The 22,778-nt window shown below is 46.3% G+C and carries 20 protein-coding genes and 1 pseudogene; 13 read left to right on the top strand and 8 right to left on the bottom strand.

Going from position 1 to position 22,778, the window contains the following annotated elements; genetic code table 11:
- Positions 1-2: 2 nt before the first annotated feature.
- The 3 genes from BM056_RS06155 (at position 3) to BM056_RS06165 (ending at position 3,814) form a co-directional block, all read left to right on the top strand.
- Positions 3-1,628: a class I adenylate-forming enzyme family protein gene (locus BM056_RS06155; RefSeq protein ID WP_092469763.1), complete on the top strand. Its 1,626-nt coding sequence runs from the start codon at positions 3-5 to the stop codon at positions 1,626-1,628.
- A 26-nt stretch (positions 1,629-1,654) separates the two neighbouring features.
- On the top strand, positions 1,655-2,416 hold the full coding sequence (locus BM056_RS06160; protein WP_092469765.1) for an SDR family NAD(P)-dependent oxidoreductase: 762 nt from the start codon (positions 1,655-1,657) through the stop codon (positions 2,414-2,416).
- 84 nt (positions 2,417-2,500) lie between these two features.
- On the top strand, positions 2,501-3,814 hold the full coding sequence (locus BM056_RS06165; RefSeq protein ID WP_092469767.1) for an MFS transporter: 1,314 nt from the start codon (positions 2,501-2,503) through the stop codon (positions 3,812-3,814).
- A gap of 127 nt (positions 3,815-3,941) precedes the next feature.
- Here BM056_RS06165 and BM056_RS06170 read toward each other — a convergent pair whose 3' ends face one another.
- Positions 3,942-5,297: a sigma-54 interaction domain-containing protein gene (locus BM056_RS06170; protein WP_165613403.1), complete on the bottom strand. Its 1,356-nt coding sequence runs from the start codon at positions 5,295-5,297 to the stop codon at positions 3,942-3,944.
- Positions 5,298-5,583: 286 nt separating this feature from the next.
- Between BM056_RS06170 and BM056_RS06175 the strand changes: the two genes are divergently transcribed.
- Both BM056_RS06175 and BM056_RS06180 read left to right on the top strand, forming a co-directional pair.
- Positions 5,584-6,915: a PucR family transcriptional regulator gene (locus BM056_RS06175; RefSeq protein ID WP_092469771.1), complete on the top strand. Its 1,332-nt coding sequence runs from the start codon at positions 5,584-5,586 to the stop codon at positions 6,913-6,915.
- On the top strand, positions 6,903-7,202 hold the full coding sequence (locus BM056_RS06180; RefSeq protein WP_092469773.1) for a hypothetical protein: 300 nt from the start codon (positions 6,903-6,905) through the stop codon (positions 7,200-7,202). Before BM056_RS06175 ends, BM056_RS06180 begins: the two co-directional genes overlap by 13 nt.
- Before the next feature lie 229 nt (positions 7,203-7,431).
- On the opposite strand, the gene BM056_RS06185 is transcribed toward BM056_RS06180, so the two are convergent.
- Together BM056_RS06185 and BM056_RS06190 are read right to left on the bottom strand one after the other, a co-directional pair.
- Positions 7,432-7,602, bottom strand: a complete 171-nt coding sequence (locus tag BM056_RS06185) for a YgaP-like transmembrane domain (RefSeq protein WP_092469775.1) — start codon at positions 7,600-7,602, stop codon at positions 7,432-7,434.
- A 132-nt stretch (positions 7,603-7,734) separates the two neighbouring features.
- Positions 7,735-8,091, bottom strand: coding sequence for a hypothetical protein (locus tag BM056_RS06190; RefSeq protein WP_131820731.1), 357 nt, complete (start codon positions 8,089-8,091; stop codon positions 7,735-7,737).
- A 318-nt stretch (positions 8,092-8,409) separates the two neighbouring features.
- Between BM056_RS06190 and BM056_RS27195 the strand changes: the two are divergent.
- The 4 genes and pseudogenes from BM056_RS27195 to BM056_RS06205 all read left to right on the top strand — a co-directional run.
- Positions 8,410-8,487, top strand: a pseudogene (locus tag BM056_RS27195) (hypothetical protein); the annotation flags it as partial.
- A 74-nt stretch (positions 8,488-8,561) separates the two neighbouring features.
- A complete protein-coding gene (gene tnpA / locus BM056_RS06195; RefSeq protein WP_274377525.1) occupies positions 8,562-8,825 on the top strand; it encodes an IS200/IS605 family transposase in 264 nt (87 codons plus the stop codon).
- A complete protein-coding gene (locus BM056_RS06200) occupies positions 8,822-10,054 on the top strand; it encodes an RNA-guided endonuclease InsQ/TnpB family protein (RefSeq protein ID WP_092469779.1) in 1,233 nt (410 codons plus the stop codon). The genes tnpA and BM056_RS06200 overlap by 4 nt, the downstream gene beginning before the upstream one ends.
- Before the next feature lie 226 nt (positions 10,055-10,280).
- The gene (locus tag BM056_RS06205) at positions 10,281-11,522 is read left to right on the top strand and encodes a BaiN/RdsA family NAD(P)/FAD-dependent oxidoreductase (RefSeq protein ID WP_092469781.1); all 1,242 of its coding nucleotides are present in this window, start codon (positions 10,281-10,283) and stop codon (positions 11,520-11,522) included.
- Positions 11,523-11,554: 32 nt separating this feature from the next.
- On the opposite strand, the gene BM056_RS06210 is transcribed toward BM056_RS06205, so the two are convergent.
- Positions 11,555-13,459, bottom strand: coding sequence for an ABC-F family ATP-binding cassette domain-containing protein (locus BM056_RS06210; RefSeq protein ID WP_092469783.1), 1,905 nt, complete (start codon positions 13,457-13,459; stop codon positions 11,555-11,557).
- A gap of 166 nt (positions 13,460-13,625) precedes the next feature.
- Complete coding sequence (locus BM056_RS06215) at positions 13,626-14,318, bottom strand: lysoplasmalogenase family protein (protein ID WP_092469785.1); 693 nt, start codon at positions 14,316-14,318, stop codon at positions 13,626-13,628.
- Positions 14,319-14,565: 247 nt separating this feature from the next.
- On the opposite strand from BM056_RS06215, the gene BM056_RS06220 reads away from it, so the two are divergent.
- The 3 genes from BM056_RS06220 to BM056_RS06230 are packed head-to-tail and all read left to right on the top strand — an operon-like array spanning position 14,566 to position 16,378.
- Positions 14,566-15,282 carry a hypothetical protein gene (locus BM056_RS06220; RefSeq protein ID WP_092469787.1) on the top strand — a complete coding sequence of 239 codons (717 nt, stop codon included), beginning with the start codon at positions 14,566-14,568 and terminating at the stop codon, positions 15,280-15,282.
- 3 nt (positions 15,283-15,285) lie between these two features.
- Positions 15,286-15,654 (top strand): GntR family transcriptional regulator, encoded by a 369-nt coding sequence (locus BM056_RS06225; protein WP_092469789.1) that lies wholly within the window; start codon positions 15,286-15,288, stop codon positions 15,652-15,654.
- Positions 15,638-16,378 (top strand): ABC transporter ATP-binding protein, encoded by a 741-nt coding sequence (locus tag BM056_RS06230; protein WP_238456328.1) that lies wholly within the window; start codon positions 15,638-15,640, stop codon positions 16,376-16,378. Before BM056_RS06225 ends, BM056_RS06230 begins: the two co-directional genes overlap by 17 nt.
- Positions 16,379-16,493: 115 nt before the next feature.
- Here the strand turns inward: BM056_RS06230 and BM056_RS06235 are convergent, their stop codons facing one another.
- From BM056_RS06235 to BM056_RS06245, 3 genes are all read right to left on the bottom strand, one after another.
- Positions 16,494-16,727 carry a hypothetical protein gene (locus BM056_RS06235; protein WP_092469791.1) on the bottom strand — a complete coding sequence of 78 codons (234 nt, stop codon included), beginning with the start codon at positions 16,725-16,727 and terminating at the stop codon, positions 16,494-16,496.
- A gap of 440 nt (positions 16,728-17,167) precedes the next feature.
- On the bottom strand, positions 17,168-20,227 hold the full coding sequence (locus BM056_RS06240; protein ID WP_092469793.1) for an AAA family ATPase: 3,060 nt from the start codon (positions 20,225-20,227) through the stop codon (positions 17,168-17,170).
- Positions 20,224-21,378, bottom strand: coding sequence for an exonuclease SbcCD subunit D (locus BM056_RS06245; RefSeq protein WP_092469795.1), 1,155 nt, complete (start codon positions 21,376-21,378; stop codon positions 20,224-20,226). Before BM056_RS06245 ends, BM056_RS06240 begins: the two co-directional genes overlap by 4 nt.
- A gap of 197 nt (positions 21,379-21,575) precedes the next feature.
- Between BM056_RS06245 and BM056_RS06250 the strand changes: the two genes are divergently transcribed.
- A complete protein-coding gene (locus tag BM056_RS06250; protein WP_131820732.1) occupies positions 21,576-22,736 on the top strand; it encodes a two-component system sensor histidine kinase NtrB in 1,161 nt (386 codons plus the stop codon).
- Positions 22,737-22,778 lie beyond the last annotated feature (42 nt).

The raw sequence follows: 22,778 nt of genomic DNA on the forward strand, positions 1-22,778 counted from the left end.
TTATGGTTTCTATCGGCAAGGATCTTTGGCCTCCTGGTTTTACTGAGGGGATTGTAGAAAAGACCATCAACGGGGTAACGGTTAACACTTATGCCGACCGCCCTAAATCCGTTATTGAGACGCTGCAAAACAGCGCCCGCCTGTATCAGGATAAGGAGGCGCTGGTAGCCGGTGCTGAGTGCATTACCTATGGTGAATTGAACAGGCGGGTTAATAACATGGCCTATGCCCTGCGTACCAGGTATGATATTAAAAAAGGTGACCGGGTGGCCATTTTACTGACCAACGGCATTCCTTTTGTGATCAGTTTGTATGCCGTGGCGCAACTGGGTGGTATCTGTGTGCCGCTTAATACCAGGCTGAAAAGCTCTGAGCTTGAGTTTATGCTCAATAACTCAGGCTCCAGCCTGTTGGTGTTGGACGACAGCTGGTGGGTAAATATTGAGCCGATTAAAAGTTCCATTGGCGCTTGCCGTGAATTTTTCGTGGTGGGGCAGGAAATAGCCGGTACCAGTTCATTTGCCGAGTTAATTGATTCCGATGCGCCGGAAGTGGTAACGGAGCAAATAGAAGAGCATGATGCCGCTCTGATTATGTATACTTCGGGCACCACCGGGCTGCCCAAGGGTGCTGTAAACACCAATTTTAACGTTATTCATACCATGATCAGTTATAAAAGAATTTATGATCTTACGTCTGATGACAGGACGGTAATTGCCGTGCCGCTATTCCATGTCACCGGCCTATACGCCCAACTGCTTACTTATATTAATCTGGGCTGCACAATTGCTTTGCTACCCATGTATAAAACTGACGAAATGCTGCGGGTTCTGGAAGAAGAAAGGATCACCAGTATGATTGTGGTACCCACCATTTACGTAATGATGCTGATGCACCCCGAACATAAAAATTACGACCTTGCCAACCTGCGGGTCGCAGGCTTCGGCGGGGCGCCCATGTCCGGCGAAACGGTAAAAATGCTGCAAGAGTGGCTGCCCGGCATTGAATTGCATAACACTTACGGGCTTACGGAAATCGCTTCTCCGGGCACCTGTATGCCCAAAGAAGATGCCATGCGGAAATTAGGGTCCATCGGCCTGCCCTTTCCGGTAAACAAATGTAAAATTGCCGACCCGGTTACGGGTGAGGAATTGCCAGCCAATACCGAAGGAGAACTTTTAATTAATTCCCCCAACCTTACCCCGGGCTACTGGCAAAACCCGGAGGCGACAACCAAAGCTATTATTGATGGGTGGCTGCATACCGGTGATATCGCCAAAATTGATGAAGAGGGCTATGTTTACATCATGGACCGCATCAAGGATATGATTAACCGGGGTGGTGAGAAGATATTTTGCGTGGAAGTGGAAGATGTCCTCTACAGCAACAACAAAGTGATGGAGGCCGCGGTGGTAGGTGTGCCGGACGAAGTTTTCGGTGAAGTGGTGAAAGCGTGTATCGTGCCCAGGCCCGGTGTGACCCTTACGGAAGAGGAAGTGCAGGATTGGGTGCGAGAGCGTCTGGCTAAATATAAAGTTCCTAAATTTGTGCAGTTTCTAACCGAGCTGCCCAAGAATCCCAACGGCAAGGTAATGAAAAATGTTTTGCGGGAAGCAACGGGTAACTAAAAAATAAAAGGAGGAATAAAACCAAAATGAAAAACTTATTTGACTTATCGGGTAAAACGGCTATTGTAACAGGGGCAGCTTCCGGCTTAGGGCAACAAATAGCTCTTGGTGTTGCTGCCCACGGTGCAAATGTAGTTGCGGTGGGTAGCCCCCGTCATGATGCTAAAGGTATCATTGAACAAATAATCAACATGGGCGGTAAGGCAGTGGGGATGCAGATTGATGTAACCAATACAAGTGAAGTTAAGCAAATGGTGGATTATGCCCTGGAACAATTTGGGTCTATTGATATTGCCTATAATGTGCCCGGCATAAACATAAGGAAAGAGGCGCTGGAATTAACGGAGGAAGAATGGGACAGGGTTATAGGAATTAACTTAAAAGGTGTTTATCTTTGTGCCAAAGCCATTGGTGAAATAATGGTTAAACAGCGCAGCGGTAGAATGATTAATATGTCTTCAATTTTTGGCACGGTCTGTATGAAGAAGCAGGTTGCTTATGCAACCAGCAAAGGCGGTATAAATCAAATGACCAAGGTGCTTGCGTTGGAATGGGCACCTTACGGGATAACTGTCAATGCTATTGCCCCTGCGTACATTAAAACACCGCTGGTTCGCCAGGTAATGGAAGACAAGGAATGGTATGAAGACGTTAAAAACAGAAACGCAATGCAAAGATTAGGGGAACCGGAAGAAATCATAGGTCCGGCTGTTTTTTTAGGTTCCGATGCTTCAAGCTTTATTACTGGAACTATAATTTACGTTGACGGTGGATGGACTATGCTTTAAACAAGTGCGCCATTGAAATTTTTTTATTTCAAATAATCTTTATTTTAAGAAAATATTTAATTTTATAAATGAGGAGGTTAAGTCATGAAATCCCGTTGGTTAATGCTAATTATTGTATGGTTGCTTTATATTATCAATTATTTTGATCGGACTAGCGTGCTAACTTTTCTTCCAATAATCAGGGAGGAACTAAATTTTACTCATGCGCAAGTTGGTACGGCTGCTTCAGTGTTTTTCTTTGCATATGCCCTAGCCCAGTTTTCTGCCGGCTGGCTGTCAGACCGCATTGGCCCAAAGAAAGTGATGAGCATTGCCATCATTGTTTTTTCGTTGGTAACTTTTGTTACCGGCATGATAAAAAATTTTACGCAATTCATTCTTATTCGGTTAGGCCTTGGATTAGGCGAGGGGCATCATTTTGCGCCGGCAAATAAAATAATTGCCAACTGGTTTCCTAAAGAGGAAAAAGGTCGGGCGACAGGGTTTTTCTCAACTACTTGGGCTGTGGCACCAGCGATTATTCCTATCACTGTTACTTGGCTGGCCACTGTTTTGAACGGTTGGAGGCCGGTATTTTATTGCCTGGCCGTTCTTGGCGCAATTGGAATATTTCTATTATTTTATTTTATTGAGAATAATCCTAAAGATGCGATGGAAAAAGGTAAAGTATCCGGGGAAGAATATAAGTACATTAATGAGGGTCTGGTACAAGTAAGTAATGAAGAAAATAATACAAAGATTGGTGCTAAACAGGCATTTGGCATTCTTTTAAAAGATGCAAGCTTTTGGAGTTATTCCTTTGCTCTGTTTTGTGTATTAGGAATTTACTGGGGTAGCACGAGTTGGATCTCCTCATTCTTATATGAACAGTATGAATTTAGTATTAAGACAATGGGAGTTTTAGCATCCCTGCCATATGTAGCGGCATTTTTTGCAATGATGTCCGGCGGTTGGGTGATGGATAGAATTTTTAAAGGGAAGGTGAAGCCTGTTTTGGCAGCATCATTTATCTGCAGCATACCTATTTTATTATTAATTGCCAAAGTTCCACAAGGTAATAATGGTTTGCTTGTTTTAATGTTAATCCTGCTTGGTTTCTTTACTAATTTATCATTTGGTGTTATTTATGGATACCCGCAGATCAGGTATCCAAAAGAAATATTGGGTTCCGCAGTAGGTATTTCAAACGGCATTGGACAATTCGGTTCATTCATTGCCCCACTAGTTGCAGGATTTTTAGTTATAAAAAATGCAGAAGGAATATTCTACACGCAAGTATTTGCCTTTTTCTCAGTAGTTGCTATAGTTGGTCTAATTTTTACTTTGTTTTTAAATGAAAAAACTTATGATTTCAATAAAAAATTAGAAAAATATAACGCATCTAACATAAAAGCTTAAATAAGTAGGGTAGGAATGAAGCTTTTTTAAAAGTTTAAAACTGCTATTGTTTATCACATATAAGCATTTAAAAACTGGCTTTGGTGCTGCTTCTGAGCAGCACCAAAGCCAGTTTTTAAGGTCAATATTACGTGTCAAAATTTTTATATATTTGGTATTTTTGCATTTTACGGAGTAGGGTGGTGCGGTGAATGCCCAGGGTTTTGGCTACCTCCACCGGGGAGCCGCTATTGCCGAGAGCTTTGATAATCAGTTCTTTTTCAAATTTCTGTACCGCTTGCTGCAAATTTGGCAGCTCCCAATTATCGCTTTCCAGGTTTAGATGCTCCTTTGCCAGACCCAATTCCTCTTCCACCATACCTTTAACTATCCGAGCATCGGGGTAAAGCACCACAAAGCGTTCAACAATGTTTTCCAGTTCCCGCACATTACCCGGCCATTTATAGTCAATCAACAAGGATCTTGCTCCCGGTGTAAAATCTTTCTCAACCTGGTATTTACTTGTTAGCCTTTCTAAAAAAAAATTTATTAACAGGTCTATATCCTCTACCCTCTGGCGCAGTGGAGGTATATTAATGGGCACGACATTAAGCCGGTAGAACAAATCCTCGCGGAATTTACCCTGGGTTACCAGATCCCGCAGGTTGCGATTGGTGGCGGCAATAAACCTTACATCTGCGAATTCCGGCTGTACCGCGCCAACCGGCAGGTATTCTCCCGATTGCAGCAGGTGCAGTAGTTTAACCTGCATGGAAGCCGGAAGTTCGCCTATTTCATCCAGGAAGAGGGTGCCTCCCTGCGCTGCTTGGACCAGGCCTTTTTTGCCGCTGTGTGCGGCCCCGGTGAAGGCCCCGGCCCGGTAACCAAATAATTCCGATTCAAATAATTCCTCCGGAATGGCTCCTACGTTAATCCTGGCAAATGGTCCGCTGCTGCGCCTGCTTAAATAATGGATTAACCTGGCAACAACTTCCTTGCCCACCCCCGACTCTCCTGTGATGAGCACAGTAGAATCAAAGTTGGCCGCCCGGGCTCCTTTGGCCAAAACATTTTGCATGGCCGGACTGGTGGCGACTACTTTATCGATACCTTCAATGTATATTTGTTTACTGTTACCAATTGTTTTGCCGGATAACCCTATACCGGGGCTTACCCGGGTTACCACCAAAATGATATTGCCATCTTGATCGTAGATGGGGGTGCCGGAGGCGAACAGTTTTCTTTTATTGGTTAAGATAGTTTGGGGGATGGTGACAGGCCTTTTTTCAGTTAGGATCTTTAAGGTTACAGATTGGTCAAGCACTTTTTGCTTGACCATTTCGCTCATGTGCAATCCTATAAAATCGCTGGCTTCCAGCCCGCTGAGCATTTCATAAGACCTGCTGGCGCCAACATTATAACCTTTTCCGTCAGTTATCCAAATACCGCAAGTATCTTCTTCTTTTTGAGCAGAGTCTCTGCCGGAAGTGCGGTTAGCTGTCATGGTATACCCCCTTTTGTGCAAAACTGCACCAAAGTGAGTGCGCAATTGCACTAAACCTTCTCCAAGTAAACAGGTTAAAGCCGTAATTCCATGTATTCGCATTCAATTGGCTCTGGCATAATAATTGCATTTTTCAGAAATATAAGAACAATTTATTGATTAATATATTTTTTCTTTTCATTAAATTTATCATTATTTGTTTGACTTGTCCATGCTCTGGTGCCGCCATTTGCCTCGTATTGGCCCGGTTATTGTAAAGCCATAGTGGTCAGAGGAGGGAGAGGATATGTTAGCAGAATATTTGCAAGAAAATAAAAATGACGTGCTGAGCTATGCCAAGCACCAGGATAGCCGGTTGAGTAAAAACACTGTTTATCAACAGCTAATTGATACATTACTGGCAGGCAATGGCGCGGCGGAGATAATTGAGGACATTTATAAGGAAACAAACCGCCGGGTACTGTTTGTTACCCCCGGAGGTGAAGTAATGTTTTATGCCGGTTACCCGCAGCCGCCCGAACTGGAGTGGCCGGGACCCTTTGCACCAGAGCAGGCAGACCGGTCTGCCTGCCCGGCACTGGGGTGGAAAAAAACTATTGCCCGGGTGGATAGCACAAGATTTGAGTGTTTTATGGTGGCGGTTAAACAACAACATGCAGTGATGGCTTATTTGTTGGTTGCGGCGGATACACCAAATTCAGGAGATCAATTTGGGGAATTGTTGCAGGCCTCATCTCATGTGCTGGCTCTGGCGCTGGACCGCGAAAAAATGATTCTTTCAGTGGAAAGGAAATATAAAGCGCAATTTTTGCTGGACCTTCTGTGGCACCAAGATCAACCCCGGCACAAGCAGGAACTGGCATCCCGGGTCTGGGGCAGGGATTTAACCCGGCCACACTTGGTATTTATTGCCACTTGCAGTCCCGGGCAACTGTGGGATCAAAGACATTTTACGAAAATGCTGATCGGTAATTTGGAGCAGCTGGCGGTTAAGAACTTTATTCACCTGCTGCACCAGGATCGACACGTTATTCTGTTTGAGCCACCCGGTGGTAATGTCCAGACGGCCGTTAATTTTATGAGGAATGTTTACAAGCAAACCTGTATCAGGTTGCCCAAAGGCGTGCGACTGGTTGTGGCCTGCCAGTCCGTTTCGCGCCAGGAATATAATTTGGCCCAGGGGTACCGGGAGGCCAGCTATGCTTTTGAACTGGGCCTGGCAAGTAACGAAAGCAGTGCTTTTGTAATTTTTGATGAGCTTGGGATCTATGGCTTGCTGTATGATTGGTGCGGTAACCGGTCCATCACAAGCCAAATGAATAGTTTTTTAGGACATAACCTGGGGGTTTTAAAGAATTATGACCAACTACACAAAACAGATTTATATAACTCATTAGTTAATTATTTGGAAAACAACTGTAATCTTGTGTTAACCGCAGGCAAGCTATACATTCATCCCAATACCCTGCGTTACAGGATCAAAAAGATCGAATCATTGTTAAAGATAGATTTATCCAGGCTGGAGTGCGTAGTGGAAATCGCTCTTGCTTTTAAAATTGAACAGGTTAAAAAATGGCTGTTGTCTAATCAGGGAGATGCATCCGCATGTTCGAGTTAGGAGTTAAATTTTGCGGTAATTGCAACCCCGTAATTAATAGTAAGGAAATACTGGCCAAGCTCAGCATGCTAATGCCGGAATGTAAGTTCACAGCGCCTGGCGCTGATGTGGCGGCTTTATTGATTTTAAGCGGCTGTGAGGCGGACTGTGCCACCAGACCCGATTTTGACGTTAAAACAATAGTTGTGGCCGGCTTATCTGTTGATTTATTTCCCTGTCCTGAGGAGCAGATACCGAATTTGGTGGCTAAAAAGTTAATTGCAATAAAAGATAAGATGGTTAATTAGCAAGGGAAGTAGTTATTGCTTATCGGGCAGCAGCCGAAGGGCTGTTTCGGTATTGGTAGGCTTTTAGGGATTGTCGCAGGTATTATCATCGGGTTTATAGCACTTACCTTAGAAAAGGAAGCAAGAAAGCTGTAAAAAATGAGAAACCGCAGCAAATGTGCTGCGATTATGCTACGCTCTCCCTATCTTTTTCTTTACGGGTTGACCAACCCAGCAGGTCATAGACAATTCAATATGCAAAATAAGCTTCAACGAATTGTGACAGAGCAAATATTACGGCGACAACCGCCCATGCTCCTGTGATGAACTTGGTAAGAACCAGTGCCAGTAGCATTATACCTATGGCCGTCCTTATCATTCTATCGGTATTGCTTAAATTGCGCTTCCAATCTAAATCCAAGACAATCCCCCCTCTTCAGCACATTATGTTATAATAATCGCCGGTTTATACCTGCTTATACCCACTGGAGATAAACAAATTGTTTATCTGGCATAAACGGGGGGAATTATTAACTAAATTTCATTCCCAACTTTATAGGTGTAACGCTAATCCCAATATCAATAACGCTGCCAACCAGCAATGGTTGCGTGAAAAGGTTTTCTTTTTATAAGCAGAAATAGCCAAAAGACATATGGCCACAAGTACCAGCCAGGTTAAAGCGCCGGAAGTTATCAGAACCAGTAAGTGTGAACGGGCGCCCCTAGCGCGAAGCAGGTCCAGGGCTAAAACGCCATGTAGGGTTAATACTCCCAGGCAGGCCAAGGCCAGGCGGTGGTGATTGCGGGTCCAGGTTTTTCCTTCGGGCCAAAGCCGCAGCCGGCGCAACAAAAAGGGTGTTAGCGATATAAGCAGCAATAAAAAGCCTACCCAACCTAAAAGCTCCAACATAAAAGATACCTCACTCATCATATTTTCCCCAGTAATTAAGATACATTTGGCTTATTAAGCCACTATGGGAAATAATGCCTCAAAAAAAGCCTGCATTAATAGTTATGCTTTACCTAACCATTTCCTGCACAATTTCACAAAATTACATATTTCTCGGGGCCGGGCTTAAACTAACTATACTAACCATTATTTCATGATATATTATTTATAGAAACCCGCCTCTGAAAACCCACGGGCTTGTCCCGTGGGATGAAAGAGGCATCGTCCGATAGGGCGATAAATAAACACAAACACATGTTTTAGTGGTAAAATTAACATATGGAAGAAAAACTAAGCCAGTGCGTCTACAATATTAACTACCACATCGTTTTTTGTCCAAAGTATCGTCACAGGATGATTACAAGCAAAATAGAAGATGCCGTAAAACAAATACTTAAAGAAATATTACTTATGGGTATACCCTCATCCAAATGGAAACAATGCTGGATCACCTGCACATATTTCTGTCTGCTCCACCAACCGTTGCTCCTACAGATATTGTCAGAAAAACTAAAAGCATCACTGCCAACAAAATATTCGCCACTTTCCCCGGCCTTAAGAAAAAAAACTTCTGGGGCAGTGGGATGTGGAGCAGGGGTTACTATATTGGCACTGCCGGCAACGTAAGCGCCGAAACTATTCGCAAATACATCGAAGCACAGAAATCACCCCGAAAAGAGGTGAAAACCGATTGAGTAGGTGCAAGAACAATCAGGCGAAAAAAACAAAATCCGAAGATACTGACACGCTAGTAGAAAAGTTTCCATTACATCTAACTAATAAGCAAATAATCTTGGTTCGTAACTTACAAAGAGAAGCGGCCAAGGTATGGAATGCTGCCTGCACCGTCCACCGCACTATCTATATCAAACATCACTGCTGGTTGGGTGAAGGTGCTATGAAAGCGTTTGTCAAAGGTAAATACGGCATCCATTCTCAATCAGCCCAAGCTGTAGTGGAAACCTACTTTGAGTGCTGCGAACGCACTAAAGCCTTGCATGAACAGGGATATACCGATTGGCGCTACCCTCACCGGAAGAAATACTTTTTCACCGTCACCTGGAAACCGCTTGGCATCGCCCACGAAGAGCGGGTACTAACACTATCCAACGGGCGCGGCAGGGAACCGCTTGTCCTTAACCTGCCTAAAAGGCTATCCGGAGCCGTCATCAAACTGGTGCAACTTGTCTGGCACCGGAACCAATACTGGCTGCACGTAACGGTGGAAAAACCGGCCCTGCAAAAAGTCCGGGGCAACGTTACAGCGGCTATAGATCCGGGTGAAATACATGCTGCAACAATCACCGACGGCAAGGAAGCGCTGGCGATAAGCGGCAGGCTGTTGCGTTCCCTAAACAGGCTGCGGAACAAAGTGCTGCGCAAGTTCCAGAAGGCTATCTATAGGACTAAAAAATGCTCCAAGCGCCGTAGGGAACTGCTTACCGCCAAATACCGGTTCTTGAATAATATTGAGCGCCGGATTGAGCACGTCATACATACCATTTCAGCTATTATTGCAAAGTGGTGCTTAGATCGTAACGTCAAGACCGTCTACATTGGCAACCCGGACGGGGTGCAAAAGAAAGACCGCGGCAGAAAGCACAACCAACGCATGAGCCAGTGGGCCTTCGGTGAACTACGCAGGATGTTGGAGTATAAGCTCAAGCGCCACGGGATAAAATTGGTACCGGAAGATGAGCGCGGCACATCCGGGACATGTCCGGCTTGTAGTGAATACACAAAGCAAACTGGTCGTACCTACAAATGTGGCAAATGTGGCTTCACCGGTTCGCATCGGGATGTTGTTGGCGCATCCGGAATTTTGGATAAGTCGGTTAACGGGAATTTCACCAAAGGCCGCAAACTACCTGAAAAGGTTAAATATATGCGTTCAAGGGTTGTAACGCTGAAAAAGGCTGCTTAAAACGTATCTACGTAGCCGTATGGCGAAGTAGTAGATGCCCGTGGACCGGGCCAAGGCTGTGGCAACACAGTGCTGTAGCTCACGAGAGAGCGTAAGACCTTGCTTTGCCAGGGCAGCTCTCGTTGAAATGAGAAATCTTCGTGGAGAAGCCTCCGGGCTTGTCCCGGAGGAGGTTCACACAGTTATTATAGATAGTTTAAGTCTGACCCCTGAGGAGGTTTCGGTGATGAGATATGACCTGATTGTGGTGGGCGGGGGACCGGCGGGCATGATGGCCGCGGCAACTGCAGGAGGACAGGGCCTGAAAGTGGCGCTGCTGGAAAAAAACGAAAAACTGGGTAAAAAGCTTTACATAACGGGCAAGGGCCGGTGCAACGTTACTAATTTTGGAGACATGGAAGACTTTGAGCGGAACATCATGACCAACAAAAAATTCCTGTACAGCTCCCTCTATTCCTTTGCCAATTACCAGCTCATCGAGCTGCTGAAATCCCTGGGTGTGAAAACCAAAGTTGAGCGGGGCAACAGGGTTTTTCCCGCTTCGGATAAATCCAGTGACGTGATTAAGGCCCTGCAAAAGCACCTGGTTAATAACCATGTAGACATTAAGCTGCATACGGAAGTCAGGCAGGTGCTGGTTAAGGATAACCGGGTCTGCGGCGTGCTTTTGGCGGACAATAGCCGGGTGGACGGGGAAAAAGTGTTGCTGGCTACCGGGGGACTGTCCTATCGACAAACAGGCTCTACCGGCGACGGCTATCAAATGGCCCGCAGCCTGGGGCATACCGTTGGGGAACTCCGTCCCGCACTGGTGCCCCTGGAAATCGGGGAAGCCTGGGTCAAGGAATTGCAGGGGCTGGCTTTAAAAAACGTCCTGGTCAGGGCTGTGGTTAAAAAGCGTACTGTGGCGGAAGAATTTGGTGAGATGCTATTCACTCACTTCGGGGTTTCGGGGCCGGTCATATTGTCCATTAGCAGTCATCTAAACAAGCACTCGGGTCTGCCGGCCAGGTTGGTTATTGATTTAAAGCCCGCCTTATCTGCCGAACAACTGGACCGGCGGGTGCAGAGGGATTTTACCAAGTTTTCCGGCAAGCACCTGAAAAACGCTCTGGATGACCTGCTGCCCCAGCGATTGATCCCGGTGATTCTGGCTTTATCCGGAGTGGACATCCACAAGAAGGTGGATCAGGTGACCAGGCAGGAACGGGAACAATTGGTGCAGGCATTAAAAAATGTGGTTTTAACGGTGCAGGGCACGCGACCTTTAAACGAGGCCATTGTTACCAGCGGGGGTATTAAAGTAAAGGAAATAAATCCTTCTACCTTGGAATCCAAAGTGATTTCGGGTTTGTATTTCGCCGGTGAAGTGATCGATGTAGACGCTTTGACAGGTGGCTATAATCTGCAAATAGCCTTTTCCACCGGGTATCTGGGCGGGATCAGCGCCGCCTTGAATACCCACTAGGAAACGGGTTTTGGGGATGTTTGCACAGCCGTTTACTTATCCCGGACTATTTTTTCAGCCAGCTCATTGAGGTAAACCCATCTGTCCAGCTTCTCTTTTAGCTGCTTATCCAGCGCCTCTTTTTCTGTTAATAGTTGCTGTAAAAGGACATAATCTGCAGCTGCGGCAGCAATTTTTGTTTGCAGCAGCTTGCTTTGATCCTCAAGCCCGGCAATAATATCATCTATCTCGGCAAATTCCTTTTGTTCGTGAAAAGAAAACTTTAACGGTTTTTCCTTCTTGCGCACCGGGGCAGTCTTTTTATCAGCGGTTTCTTTTACTTTATCCATAGTGTTATTAGTGATACCGTGGATGCCGCCCTGGTCGAATTTTTCTTTAAAGTCCGAATAATTTCCGGTGTTCTCCAGAATATTTCCATCTGCTCCAAAGAATAATATTCTTTCAGCCATCCTGTCCAAAAAATACCTGTCATGGGAAACGGCAACAACCGCTCCTTTAAAGTCGTCCAGGTAATCTTCTAGAATGGTCAGTGTTTCAATATCCAGGTCATTGGTGGGCTCATCCAACAGCAGTACGTTGGGTGCCTCCATAAGTATTCTTAGCAGGTGCAGTCTTCTTTTTTCCCCGCCCGAAAGTTTTTCGATCAGAGACCACTGCAGCGCAGGAGGAAATAAAAATCTCTCCAGCATCTGTGAGGCGCTTATTTTATGTCCTTCCGCCGTACTTAAAAATTCCGCGCCTTCCTTGATGTATTCGATAACTCTGATGCTACCGTCAATGTGCTGGATTTCCTGGGAGTATAGCCCAATCTTGACGGTTTCTCCTGCTTCTACCTTGCCGCTGTCAGGTTTAATCCTGCCGCCGACGATATTTAACAGAGTCGATTTACCGCAGCCGTTGGGACCTATTATCCCCATCCGGTCATCTCGGGCAAGCATAAAATTAAAGTTATGGATTAATAGGGTACCGGCAAAGGATTTGCTTACCTGCTCCAGCTCTATGGTTTTTTTGCCAAGACGGCTGGAAGCTACGGATATCTGCAGTTTTTCATGTTTTTTATCTTCGATTTCGGCACTTAACTTGTTGAAGCGGTCTATCCTGGCCTTTTGCTTGGTTGTCCGGGCTTTTGCCCCCTTTTTAATCCAGGCCAGCTCTTTTCTAAGTAAGCGCTGCCTTTTCCTCTCACTGGCTTCCTGCATTTCTTCTCTGGCAAGTTTTTTCTGCAGGAAATAACTATAGTTGCCTTTGTAGGAATAAAGGCTGGCGCTGTCCAGCTCAATAATCTGGTTAACCACCCGGTCTAAAAAGTACCTGTCGTGGGTAATCATCAGCAGGGAACCTTTTCTTTTGTTCAGATACTGCTCCAGCCAGTCAATAGCCTCATTGTCAAGGTGGTTGGTTGGCTCATCCAGAATAAGCAAATCTGAGGGGCTTACCAGTGCCGCTGCCAGAAACACCCTCTTTTTCTGCCCACCGGATAGGGAGCCTATTGGGGCATTAAAATCCTCTATACCCAGTTTGGTCAGTATGGTTCTTGCTTTACTTTCCAAGTTCCAGGCATTCATTGCCTCCATATCGCTGGTCAGTTTGGCAACTTTTTCACTGGAAGCATCCTTTGTGCTTGTTGCTACTGTGTACTCTCTGATTAACTTCATTAAAACAGAGTCACCTCTGAAAACCTGCTCCAGCACCGTAGCTTCAAGATCAAAATCAGGGTTCTGGGGCAGATAAGCTATCCTCACAGAGTTGCCTTTGATCACCTGTCCACCGTCTGGTTTTTCCACTCCGGCAATTATTTTCAGCAGCGTCGTCTTTCCTGTGCCGTTAACACCAATCAGCCCTATTTTATCTCCTTCATTTATCCCAAGATTGATATTAACCAGCAGTTTTTTTTCAGTATAGCTTTTGGAAATATTCTCAGCATTTAATAAAATCATTTGTGTTCCCTTTCCGGCAATTCAGGGCAACCGGTGGCGTTTTTGCCTTGCCCTGTTGATGAAGAGCAGTGACTGTTCTTTCCTTGCCCCTTTATTATAAGTAGTTAAAGTTCAGCTATTGCTGATAATGATATGGTAACATGGGAATGGGAGGAAAGAAAATATTTTATGGTTCAGCAATAGTAGTCGCGATCAGAGTCCAGGCCGGAATATAGGTTGCCCAGATTAAGCTCGCCAGACCAGGATTGAACTGGTGCTGAAAAGCGGGATTAAAAAACGATTGGGAAACCCCAATGTCACTTATCAGTATTAAACAGCCTGCCAGTGCTATTCGCAGGGAAACACCAGGTCTGTAGTGGTACCAAAATAATGTACAAATGCAGATCCAGGTCATGTAACACAATACTATGAAAAAAAAGGTTCCCCCATAAAGCATTAATCCCGAGACGTGGGGCCATAGGGTGACATAGTTTGATATAAATAAAATTAGGACAAATAATGCAGCCAGTAATTCCCGCCATCCTGCTTTGAAGCTCTTCTGAAATGCGAGGATGAGGAAGGAATAAGCGAACAGGAAGGCCAGCACGCCCCAAATAACCAATTTGTCTCGTACCCCTGGAACAGTATCACAAAAAACAAGAAAAAAATCAGCTGCAACGATAAAGAATATAGCTATGTTCACATACAGCTGTCCAATGTACCTTTTCCTAATCCTCAGGGTGAATAGAAACAACGCAATAATTGTGGCATACTTGATGTAATTAACAAAAGCTGCTCCTGAAAATAAGTTGTCTAGCAATACAATAACCAAAGTCATAGGCAAAAAAATATAGAGCAGTTTCCTCTGGATACTATTCATATAACCACCTCACCAGGTTTTACTGGTTTTTATTTATATCTGTAAAGAAAAATTCTTGGAATTATCAGGAATTTTTTTTGGCTGTTTCTTTTTTTATCAATGGGTATTGACACAGTGTATCGGTGTATTATATTATTAGTACACCAATACAATAACACATTTTGAATGGAGGTTTCCGGTATGAAGGCGTGGTTGACTTTATTGAAAAAGGAGTTTTTGCTGACTAGAAACGGGCTTGCTATGGTTATTGCTGTTTCTGGTTGCGGCCGGTTTTTTGGGCGTGTATTTTGCCTACCACAATAATGAGCGGCCCGGGGCTATTGTAGTATTAGCGGTTATAGTGATTGCGGTTCATGTATTTTACCTGGCAACTTATATGTTTAGTAGTCTAAAAGATGAATGGGAGCGCACCTCCCATCTGTGGCTTAATACATCACAGCCGGGCTGGATGCTGCTTTCAGCCAAACTGGCCAGTGGGATCATTAATTTGCTGGTTCTTTTCGGAGTAACGTGCTTTTTCACCCTTTGGATAACCCGGGTTGAGTTAAACAATCTGGCACAGCTTGATTTTCTAAACATAGACCTGGTGTGGGCTATGATTAACCAATATGGATGGTTTATAGCCGTGCTCGTTATTTTAGGCAGTATTTATACCGGGTTATGGGCGATGATGATTTCGGTAGGCATGGCAGCCTCCAAAAGCATTATCAGCAAAGGACGCTTTTTTGTCGGCCTGGCGATTTTCTTAATCCCAACCTGGGGGATGGGGTTTTTACAGGGCACAACAGTGTACGACCGCCTGGTGCGCTGGGGTGCCATCTACCTGCCGCAAACGCCAATAGCTGAATTTGGACACATGCATTTCCATTCTTTTTACACTGGTGAAATATTATTCTACGCAATAATCATGGCAGCGTTGCTTTTCATCTCAGGGTGGCTGCTGGATCACAAAGTTGAGGTGTAGTATATGGCAGAAGAATTTAATTCCACTCAACCAATTTATCATCAGCTGGTACAGCGGGTTTGCAGGCAAATTGTAGGCGGCGTTTTAACAGCCGGAGAAAAACTCCCTTCGGTCAGGGATTTTGCCGTGCAAAACAGTGTCAATCCCAATACGGTGCAGCGGGCCTATGCTGAGTTGGAACGATTGGCGGTAGTAGAAACCCGCAGAGGTTTGGGTACGTTTGTAACGGAAGATGCGGCGCGACTTGATGAACTGCGCGAACAGCTTAAAGATAATAAAATAACTGCTTTTGTGGTGGATATGAAAGAGATGGGGTTTTCTTCAAAAGAAATTATGGAAGGTGTGGAGGATCAGCTTGCTGAGAATAAATGAGGCCATAAAGGAGGAAGTGGCATTGGTTAAAGAGGTTGTGCAGTTTGATCATGTAACCAAAAGATACCCGGGGAAGGTTGCATTGCGTGATGTTACTTTTACGCTGCCCCGGGGAAAGGTGATCGGTTTAATCGGCCCCAATGGCAGCGGGAAATCCACTGCGCTCAAACTGATGGCCGGGCTACTCCGGGCCAGCATAGGAGCTGTTGCGGTTAACGGCAAACCGGCTACAAGGCGAATTGGTGGTGAAGTGGCTTACCTTTCGGAGCTGGACGCCCTTTACAGCAGCTTTACTATTGAAGAAACCATTGGTTTGCACCAGGGGCTTTACGAAGACTTTGACCGGGAAAAGGCGCACGAGATGTTGTCTTTTATGCAGCTAAACCCTGGTGACAAAGTAAAAAACCTGTCCAAGGGGAACCGTGGCCGGCTGAAAATCGTGCTGGCACTTTCCCGCCGCGCTGCGTTGATACTGATGGATGAACCATTATCCGGGCTTGACCCCATTGTCCGGGAATCCATTATCAAGGGTATGATTTCATTTATTGACCTGGAAACTCAGACGGTAATTATGACCACCCACGAGGTTGCGGAAATTGAGCCGATGTTGGATTTGGTGGTGGCTATCAGGGACGGTCAGGTGCTTAAAATAGAAGAAATCGATAATATCCGAGGTCAACTTAATATGAGCCTGGTGGAATGGATGAAACAAACCCTGGCGTAAAGTAGACAGTTGCTCCGGGTGATAGCTTTGCACCTGCCCCAAATAAAAACAGGCTAACCCGGGGTGTATTCCACCCTGGGGTTAACCTGTTATTGGCAAACCGGTAAATCAATTATTATTTGGCATTTAGTTCCTTAATTGCATCGGCAATCATATCCACACCAAGGCCGCCGTGGAACCGGGGCTGGCCGTTGATTACGGTCAGAGGCAGTCTGACATTGGTTAAAATCTTTTCGATTTCCGGGTAATTTTTTATTTCACTGGTGCTGACATCAATAAAACTGGTTTCTACCTGATCACCAAAAGCAAATTTAAGCTTATCGCCTAATTCAGCCGCTTCTTCCTTCATCGTTTTTGCAGGTCCACATCCAGTGGCTCCACTGCCGCAGCCTCAGCCACCTGAGGGAATCGGCGCGTCAATGCCGAAAACCTGTACTAATGTTTTTTGTTGTTCCATAAAAATTAAGCCTCCCTTAGTGTCTTAAATTTATTTTTATATGTTAACCAGAAAAGTAGAAACAACACTGTTCTGTTGTTTACTATTATAGCAATAATTATATTATCAGTATATTTCATTTAATATATTTTATGGTACTACTAAAAAATAAACAAGTCAATGTTATCTTTTTAGTTTATCTCGTTAACCGCCGCTAAGACTCCCGCCTCTACAGGCGGGAGTCTTAGCGGCGATAAACTCGAAATAAGTGCGACTAAGGTTCAGGTGGGGTCAAAACCCCACCTGAACCAAGTCTTCTTTATTGTTTGTGATAATTGCTGCAAGTATTGCGATCAAGCCACTATAAACTTGGCCACGCTGCCTTTTTCAGAAGGCTTAACTTCAAGCCTGGCGTCTATCCGCTCTTTTAGTTCCGGCACGTGGGAAATTATTCCCACCAGACGGCCGCCTTTTTGTAAATCAACCAGGGCCCGTAAAGCCATATCCAGTGCTTCGGTATCAAGTGTGCCGAACCCCTCATCTACGAAGATTGTATCCAGGTGGATGCCTCCGGCGTAGGATTGGACGACGTCTGCCAGCCCCAGGGCCAGGGAAAGCGAGGCCAGAAAGGTTTCCCCCCCCGACAGGGTTGCCACGCTGCGGGCTACGCCGGTATAAGCGTCGAAAACCTCCAGCTCCAGTCCCCCGGCGGCGTTCCTGCGGGCACGGTCCAGGGTGCGTTGCAGGTGGTAGCGGCCCCGGCTCATCAGTTTAAGCCGTTCTGTTGCCGCAACAGTCACATCATCCAATAATGCTCCGAGCACAAAGCGCTGAAAGGTTATTCCGTAATTATTTTTACCGTTGGCTACATCCGCCAGACGTCCCATTACGGAGTAGCGCTTTTCCAATTTGGTTATGGTTGCGTCCAAATTGTTAATTGTTTGCAGCCATTCGGCTTCGTGCCCGGTTTGTGCCTGCAAGCCGGCGTACTCTTTGAACGCCAGTTCCCGGGCGCTCTCCGCGTTGGTTAACGCTGCCGACAACTCGTCCAGTTCAGGCTCTGCCAGACCCTCTGCCGCTTGTGCCGCCCGCTCCAACCGGTCCCTCGAGGCGCGCAGCTTTTCACCGAATTCAGTTATCTGCTGTTCCAGCAATTGGATTTGTCCGGGCGTTTTTCTGGCTTTTATATACTGATCAGTTGTGGCAAAGCCGGCTGCGAGCATTCGTTCAATAAACAAATTGTATTCATCTCTGGCCCTTATCCGGGCTGCGGTAAAGGCTTCCCGGGCAGCCTGCTCCGCTGTTTCAGCCTGGGCCAGTGCTTTGCCGGCGTTCTCCGCGTTTTTTCGGCTGGTTTCGTAAGCCAGCGTTAATTGTTCCAGACGTTTATTGGCTGTCCCCAGTGCTGCCCGCAGATCCGACGGATTGCGTAGTTGTTCCGGTATCTCTGCCTCACGTTCCCGCACAGTGGTCCGGGCTGATTCAAGCAGCAGTGATTTTTGTTGTAATTCTTGTTGAAGCTCTGCTTGTTTCTCCGTCAAAGCTTTTTGCCTTAGCTCCAATTCTACAAGAGCACTGTTGATTTTTTTTAGCGTCTCCGCTGCTTTTAAAGCGCTTTCCCACAGGTTTTTTGCTTCCAGAGCCTGTTTTTGGATTACTGCCAAAGCAATCCGGGCTTGATCGCCCAATTCTTTTTCCAGGTCGCCTGCCCGGCCGGCGGCCTCTCTTTTTTGGGCCTCCAGTGCACTTAGCTGTTCCCGCATTTTATCCCTGGCTGCTTCGAGATGGGCTAAGTTTTGCTGGTAATTTTTCAAGTCTTTTTCCGAAGGGAGCAGGATGTCGCTCCAGGCCGGGGCAGGGTGTTCTGTCGAGCCGCATACAGGGCAGGGATTTCCCTGAACCAGCCCGCCGGCCAGTATGGCGGATTGACCTTTGTTCCATGCCTCCTGTAGCGAGGTGAGTTCTTTTTTAATCTTGAGATAATTATTTTCGGTTTGCTGATAGATTTTGTGGCCGTGGTCATATTTTTTTTGCAGTTGGGCTTCTTCGCCATGGAGCGCTATCAGCGCTTGTTTTTGCCGTACCGTTCTTTCGGCTTCCCTGTAAGCTGCTTCCAGCCCCTCCGATCTGGCCGCCAGGCTTTGCGCCGCGTCCCTGTCTTTGGTCTTTGCTTCAATGTCGGTCTTTAACGTGGATTCTTCTTCTTTGTTTTGATTCAAGCGCTTTTCCGCCGCCCGCAGCTTTAACTGTGCTTCAGTTTCAGCAGTCTTGGCCGTTTGCAGGCCGATGACCTTTTGTTTTAGGTCTTCCAGGCGGTTGGCCTCTCGCCGGACCGCTTCCCGTTCCGGTTCCTTTTCCTTTTCAGCAGCCGCTTTTTCCCTGGCTTTATCCATGGCCAGAAGTGTCTGCTTTTTACCTGCAAGTTTTTGTTGGTAGGCTTTTTCCGCGGCTGCCGCTTCCGCGCGCCTAATTTTAAATGAATTTTCTGCTTCAGCCAGAGTCAGTGCCCGCCGGGCTGCTGCCAAATCCTTCTTGGCAGCCTCAATATCTTCCTTGCCCGCGTCAATAGCGGCCCAGGCCTGGTGTGCCGCTTTTTTTTCATTCAGCTTGTCCCTGGTCTGTATGCCGGCGGACAACTGCTCCTGGGCTCTGGCTGCAGCGGCTTTGCCTGCGGCAAGCTGCTTTAAAGCTTCCTCCAGCGCAATTAAGTGCCTTTGATGTAGTTCCAGCAGCTCTTGCGCCGATTGAACGCCTGCCTGCTGCAGCACCCAGTTTTTTTGATCCGTTAAGTGGTCGTAATCATTTTTCAGTTGTTTGGCTTCGTTTTTCAAAAATTCCTCAACCTGACGGTAAAATTCCGTTCTAAATAAAGCTTCCAGAATTATCTGGCGCTCTTTGGAATCTGCTATTAGAAGCTTGCGAAATTCACCCTGGGGCAGCATGACCACCTGCCGGAACTGATCGCTTTTAAAGCCCAGCAGTTTTTCTACTGCTTCGGTAACTTTGCCGGTACCGCTGGCAATTAAAGAGTTTTTTCCTTCCGGCAATTCGTTGGAACGCCATAATTCTGCGCCTGCGGGCATATTAGTGGTTCCTTCGCCGCGTTTTTTCAGCCTTTCCTGTTCCGGGTGGCGGTGAATGCAATAATGTTGGCTGCCTACGGCAAAATCAAATACCACTTCAGTTTCTGTTGCCAGGCCGGCGTGATCGCTGCGCATTTGTTTGCCGTCCCGCAGCGCGCCGCTGGTATCTCCGTAAAGGGCATAACACATAGCGTCTAAAATTGTGGTTTTACCTGAACCTGTGGGGCCGTGGATGAGAAAGAACGAGCGATTGCCCAGTTCGGAAAAATCGAGTACCTGGGTGGCCGCGTATGGTCCGAAGGCGGTCATCGATAATTTTAACGGTCTCATGCCGGCACCTCCCGGTCCCTGAGGTATAGCTTTTCAACTGCTTCTGAGAACACTCCGGCCAGGTCCTGCGGAAGCGCCTCTCCGGCGGTCTGTTGGAAAAATGAATCAAAAAGTTCCATTACACCGATGCGGCGGTGATCTCCGCCAGGACTGCGCAATTCACCATCGACAACAAAATGCGGTCGAGCGATGTGAAGTACGTTAGGATATATTTCCCGCAGTTTTCCGATGGCGTCCAGAATGGCGCCCGGATCTTTCAGGGTAACCATCAGGTAATCATTCCTGTTTTCCCCCGCATCAGGCCCTTTCAATAATTCGGTTAAATATCCCTCAATACACCGCACGTCTCTTTGAGGTGTCAGAGGGATCTTCTCCAGAGCTGCTTTTCCGAACTGGTCCAGTTCCACCAGAGTGACAGATTTTTTATGGTTTGATTCGGAAAAAGAATATTTCATCAGTGAGCCGGCGTAACAGATATTGGCTTCACCAAAGCTTTGACACTGGTGCAGGTGTCCCAGGGCGGTGTAATGAAATGACTGAAAACAGCTGGTGTCAACCCAGCCGGTTCCGCCAAGGGAAAGGGGACGTTCAGACTCACTCTCCCGGCCTCCGGCAACAAAGGCGTGGGTTACGGCCACTGCCCGTTGTCCCGGAGGCAATTGTGCCGAGTAATGTTGGGCCAGCCGGCTCATTGCCTGGTTGTGGTCCCTGATCGCCGGATCCTCAAATGCTTCTTGCACCAGGGCCGGCTCGGCATAAGGAATCGGGCAGAAATAAACCGGGCCGTGCTTGTCCGGCAGCACCACGGGGGTCAGGTTCCGGTCCGGCCGGACAATCAGATGCAGACCCTGGCGGGCCAGCAGCCTGGTGCCGAAACCGAGTCTTTCTGCGCTGTCATGGTTTCCGGCAATCACGATTACCGGAACCCGGTGGTCCAGCAGGATCCTGGTGATAGTTTCGTCCAGCAATTGAACTGCTTCAACAGGGGGAATCGCCCGGTCATAGATATCCCCGGCTATTAGGACGGCATCGGGTTGGGACCAACCGATCAAATCCACAAATTCATTCAGGATGTGGGCCTGATCCCTGGTCAGGTGCACGCCGTGGAAAATGCGTCCAAGATGCCAGTCGGAAGTATGTAAAAACCTCATTTAGTACTCACCTTTTCCAAAATTAACATTAAGGACTAATTGGCTTTGAAAGCAATATTTCCTGCCTGCTGTCTGTAGTGTTAAAATTTAAAATAAATAAACGAAAAATAGAGGGAAAATGTCGATAATTGAAAAATATTAAATTAGATATTAATATGTTGAATATTTACCTGTGTTAAGGAGAGAGAGGTTTGTTAATGGCGGGGAATGAAGATCTAAAAGCCGGTTCCATTAATTTTAAGTACGCTTTAATAGATAGTGAAAGAAAACTCAAGGAACGGGTTGATTACCTTAACTTATTAATAGATAACATGAATGAGCTTTTTTATACCTATGATAATAATGCCAGGATTACTTTTATCAATAAGAAATCCAACGAAATAACCGGTTACAGCCCGGAAGAAATGGTCGGCAGAGGTTTGCTGGAGTTTGTGCCTGAAGCGTATAAAGAAATGGTATGGCAGGGTATACGCAACAGATTGGACAACGGGGAACCGGGGAGTTACGAAACACCGATCATACATAAAGACGGGAGCACCAGGATTATCAGGTTGAATGTATCAGCGATCATCGTTGACGGTAATATTACCGGCGGTATGGTTTTGGCCGAGGATATAACCGAGCGCAAACAGGCCGAAGCTGTATTGCAGAACACTATTAAGGAACTAAGGGATACCCAAAATGTACTGAGGGAAAGAGAAAAGCTTTCAATTATCGGCAAAATGGCTGCCGGTATGGCCCATGAAATAAAAAACCCCCTCACTGCGGTAAGGGGGTTTGCTCAACTGCTGGCTCAAAAATGTAATGACAATCAGGTTTTTGCACAGTACACCGCGATAATTATTGAGGAGGTTGACCGGGCCAATAAGGTCCTTGGTGATTTTCTACAGCTGGCTCGCCCCAAACCTTCCGTGTTAGCCAGGGAATGTATCAGTGATTTAATAGAGGAGACTCTGGCCATTGTATCGCCCCAGGCTTTTTTAAATAATATAACTGTTATTTATAAACCCGTTCAGGATTTGCCGCCATGCATGATCGACCGGAATCAGATCAAACAGGTCTTGCTGAATTTATGCCATAACGCCATAGAAGCCATGCCCGGCGGGGGGATAATTGAGGTTGAAGCAGGCTGTCCGCCCCAAAACAACGAAATATTTATCAGTATTAAGGATAACGGCTGCGGTATCCCGTCCGGTCAAATAAAAAAACTTGGGGTTCCTTTCTTTTCCACCAAATCAACGGGAACGGGACTTGGGCTTAGTATTTCTTATGCCATTGTCGATGCGCATAAAGGCCGCATTGAAGTAATCAGCAGGGAAGGTGCGGGGACTTTGTTCAGGGTTTATCTCCCCTGTTAAATACTGCAGGCAATGCCGGGGCTTAAGTATAAGCATACGAAG

The sequence above is a fragment of the Desulfotruncus arcticus DSM 17038 genome, from assembly GCF_900113335.1.
Taxonomy (GTDB): Bacteria; Bacillota; Desulfotomaculia; order Desulfotomaculales; family Desulfallaceae; genus Desulfotruncus; species Desulfotruncus arcticus.

Bases quoted from the DNA above. Each gene is read 5' to 3' on its own strand.
- BM056_RS06180 (WP_092469773.1), top strand. From the start codon at position 6,903: ATGTTCGAGTTAGGAGTTAAATTTTGCGGTAATTGCAACCCCGTAATT.
- BM056_RS06190 (WP_131820731.1), bottom strand. From the start codon at position 8,091: ATGTTGGAGCTTTTAGGTTGGGTAGGCTTTTTATTGCTGCTTATATCG.
- BM056_RS06225 (WP_092469789.1), top strand. From the start codon at position 15,286: ATGGCAGAAGAATTTAATTCCACTCAACCAATTTATCATCAGCTGGTA.
- BM056_RS06205 (WP_092469781.1), top strand. From the start codon at position 10,281: ATGAGATATGACCTGATTGTGGTGGGCGGGGGACCGGCGGGCATGATG.
- BM056_RS06250 (WP_131820732.1), top strand. From the start codon at position 21,576: ATGGCGGGGAATGAAGATCTAAAAGCCGGTTCCATTAATTTTAAGTAC.
- BM056_RS06155 (WP_092469763.1), top strand. From the start codon at position 3: ATGGTTTCTATCGGCAAGGATCTTTGGCCTCCTGGTTTTACTGAGGGG.
- BM056_RS06210 (WP_092469783.1), bottom strand. From the start codon at position 13,459: ATGATTTTATTAAATGCTGAGAATATTTCCAAAAGCTATACTGAAAAA.
- BM056_RS06175 (WP_092469771.1), top strand. From the start codon at position 5,584: ATGTTAGCAGAATATTTGCAAGAAAATAAAAATGACGTGCTGAGCTAT.
- tnpA (WP_274377525.1), top strand. From the start codon at position 8,562: ATGGAAACAATGCTGGATCACCTGCACATATTTCTGTCTGCTCCACCA.
- BM056_RS06235 (WP_092469791.1), bottom strand. From the start codon at position 16,727: ATGAAGGAAGAAGCGGCTGAATTAGGCGATAAGCTTAAATTTGCTTTT.
- BM056_RS06215 (WP_092469785.1), bottom strand. From the start codon at position 14,318: ATGAATAGTATCCAGAGGAAACTGCTCTATATTTTTTTGCCTATGACT.
- BM056_RS06240 (WP_092469793.1), bottom strand. From the start codon at position 20,227: ATGAGACCGTTAAAATTATCGATGACCGCCTTCGGACCATACGCGGCC.
- BM056_RS06165 (WP_092469767.1), top strand. From the start codon at position 2,501: ATGAAATCCCGTTGGTTAATGCTAATTATTGTATGGTTGCTTTATATT.
- BM056_RS06245 (WP_092469795.1), bottom strand. From the start codon at position 21,378: ATGAGGTTTTTACATACTTCCGACTGGCATCTTGGACGCATTTTCCAC.
- BM056_RS06170 (WP_165613403.1), bottom strand. From the start codon at position 5,297: ATGACAGCTAACCGCACTTCCGGCAGAGACTCTGCTCAAAAAGAAGAA.
- BM056_RS06160 (WP_092469765.1), top strand. From the start codon at position 1,655: ATGAAAAACTTATTTGACTTATCGGGTAAAACGGCTATTGTAACAGGG.